The organism is Psychrobacillus sp., from assembly GCF_056205495.1.
Genome location: NZ_JBAEAP010000132.1, coordinates 1 through 2,829, shown reverse-complemented (window position 1 = coordinate 2,829; position 2,829 = coordinate 1). Strand labels below are relative to the sequence as shown.

The 2,829-nt window shown below is 39.3% G+C and carries 3 protein-coding genes; all 3 read right to left on the bottom strand.

The features are described from left to right. The coding region (locus AC06OU_RS03980; protein WP_475854122.1) for a hypothetical protein at positions 1–334 on the bottom strand (334 nt) is incomplete at its 3' end. A 236-nt stretch (positions 335–570) separates the two neighbouring features. Continuing rightward, complete coding sequence (fabF, locus tag AC06OU_RS03975; protein WP_475854120.1) at positions 571–1,809, bottom strand: beta-ketoacyl-ACP synthase II; 1,239 nt, start codon at positions 1,807–1,809, stop codon at positions 571–573. A gap of 27 nt (positions 1,810–1,836) precedes the next feature. Next, positions 1,837–2,772, bottom strand: a complete 936-nt coding sequence (locus AC06OU_RS03970) for a beta-ketoacyl-ACP synthase III (RefSeq protein ID WP_475854124.1) — start codon at positions 2,770–2,772, stop codon at positions 1,837–1,839. Between the last annotated feature and the right edge of the window lie 57 nt (positions 2,773–2,829).

Below are 2,829 nucleotides of genomic sequence, written 5' to 3'. Positions count from 1 at the left end.
TGTATAAGGTAGACCTGTCGCCGTTGAATTCCCTTTCGAATCCATATTCAGCACAGTTAACGCCGTTATTGATAATAATGCGGAGTACGTGTGTTCTTCGTGTACCTCCCAAGCTCAATTCCTTCTCGTAGGATTTAACTAAAGTTCCCGAGAACCACTGATCGTCAAAATCATAGGTGAGATAGTAGTTTTGTCCAATTATACCGTGATACCTGTCAACGTGTCCCGTAAAGGTCAATCCGCCGAAGCTTCGGGTTTCGTATTTTCCGCCCACGACTTCTTCTAACTGCTGATCCTCCAGCTCTAAAGCTTTCTTGCTTTCTTCGTTTGCCATGCTCATATCTCCTTTGTTTTTTATATATTTAGTTTATTTAATATATTCTGAACCATACAAAATTATTATAAACATTGGAATATCAAGGTTTTAATTAGTCTAAATAATGGAAAAATGTTATGAAAATAAATTAAATATACCCTTATTTTTTAATACTTTTTAATATATATTTGTTCTAAAAGAACTATAATATGCAAAAAAAATCCATGTTCACAAGAACATGGATTTTTTGTTGTTTATTTGATTTTTTTAAATAATATACTTGCATTATGTCCACCAAAGCCTAAAGAATTGCTCATGGCATAGTCAATTTCTTCTTTTCTTGCCTCATTTGGCACGTAGTCTAAATCACATAACGGATCAGGTGTTTCCAAATTTGTGGTAGGTGGTAAGATGCCTTCATAAAGAGCCAATACACTAAATATAGCCTCTACCCCTCCAGCTGCTCCCAGCAAATGTCCCGTCATGGATTTTGTTGAACTCATTGCTAAATGGTATGCATGTTCTCCAAAGACTGTTTTTACAGCCATTGTTTCAAACTGATCATTATATGGCGTACTAGTTCCATGCGCATTAATATAATCAATCTTCTTCGGAGACACTCCTGCATCGTCTAAAGCTTGCTTCATCGCTCTAGCCGCCCCTTCTCCTTCTGGTGCTGGTGCAGTAATATGGTGTGCGTCTCCTGTAGAACCATAACCTATTATTTCTGCATAGATTTTAGCACCACGAGCAACAGCATGCTCATATTCTTCTAATATAAGGATTCCAGCTCCTTCACCAATAACAAATCCGTCTCGATTAGCATCAAAAGGTTTCGATGCGGTATTAGGATCTGTATTTAAGGAAAGTGCCGTATTGGAGCAGAAACCAGCTACAGACATATGAGTAATCGGGGACTCTGCTCCGCCGGTAATCATCACATCTGCATCTCCTCGCTCGATGACTTTGAATGCATCCCCTATAGAGTTAGTACCTGATGCACAAGCAGTTACCGTACATGAATTTATCGCCTTTGCCCCAAAATGAATTGACACTTGCCCCGCAGCCATATCAGGAATCATCATGGGCACGAAGAATGGACTTACGCGTCTCGTTCCTTTTTCTAAAAATACTCGGAACTGATTCTCATAGGTCTCCATTCCACCAATACCTGAACCAATCCATACGCCTGTACGTAAACCTAGCTCTTCTGTGATTGTTAAATTGGCATCCTCGACAGCCATAATTGCAGAAGCTAAAGCATAATGGGTAAAACGATCCATTTTTCGCGCATCTTTCTTTTCAATATACTTTTCTATGTCAAAATCTTTTACCTCTGCAGCAACTTTCGCTGGAAACAAAGATGCATCAAGTCTTGTTAACATTCCGACACCTGATTTACCTTCCTTAATACCAGCCCAAGTAGTTTCTACATCATTACCTAGTGGTGTTACGGCACCTAATCCTGTTACTACAACCCTACGTTTCGTCATGTATGTCCGTCCCTTCGACAAATTAAATTATTTTCCCCATTTAAGCGCTATTGCTCCCCAAGTTAACCCTCCACCAAAACCTACCATTACAATAATATCATCATCTTTCACTTTTCCATTTTTTACTTCTTCTTTTAATGCAAGTGGAATAGATGAAGATGAAGTATTGCCGTATTTATGAATGGTTTTTGCCATTTTTTCAGCAGGCAACTCTAGTCGTTCTCTAGAAGCCTCCATAATACGTATATTCGCTTGATGAGGAATTAACAAATCGATATCTGTTTTTTGCAAGCCTGCTTTTTCGATAACGTTAATAGCAGATTCACCCATTTGACGAACTGCAAATTTAAATACCTCTCGACCATTCTTCGTAATGTAAGGTCCGTCCTGCAACAAGTACTTTCCTCCACTACCATTTGCTCCTAGCTCAAACGACAATATCCCTCTGCCCTCTGAGACCTCCCCGATAACTACAGCACCTGCTCCGTCTCCGAACAAGACAGCAGTGTTTCGGTCTTCCCAGTCTGTAATTTTAGACAGCTTTTCCACACCAATTACTAACACATGAGAATACGTTTTAGACTCTACAAATTGCTTTGCAGTAACGACACCATACATAAACCCAGCACAAGCAGCTGATATATCCATTGCCGCTGCATTTGTAGCCCCTAATTGTTCCTGAAGCATTGTAGAGACACTTGGAAAAGGAAGATCTGGAGTTACTGTTGCTACCAAAATTAGTCCTATTTGTTCCGGAGAAATTCCTGCATCCTCTATCGCTTCCTTAGCTGCCTTTACAGCCATATGTGAACTTTCTTCTCCAGGGGCAGCTATTCGACGCTCCTGGATACCAGTCATTGTTTTTATCCATTCATCCGATGTATCTATTCTTTTTTCAAGGTCTTCATTCGTTAAAATCTTCTCAGGTGCATAAGTTCCTAAACCTATAATTCCTGCATTCATGAAATTCCTCTTTTCTTGTAATCTATTATTAGTACCTGGTATTAATAATAGCGAATA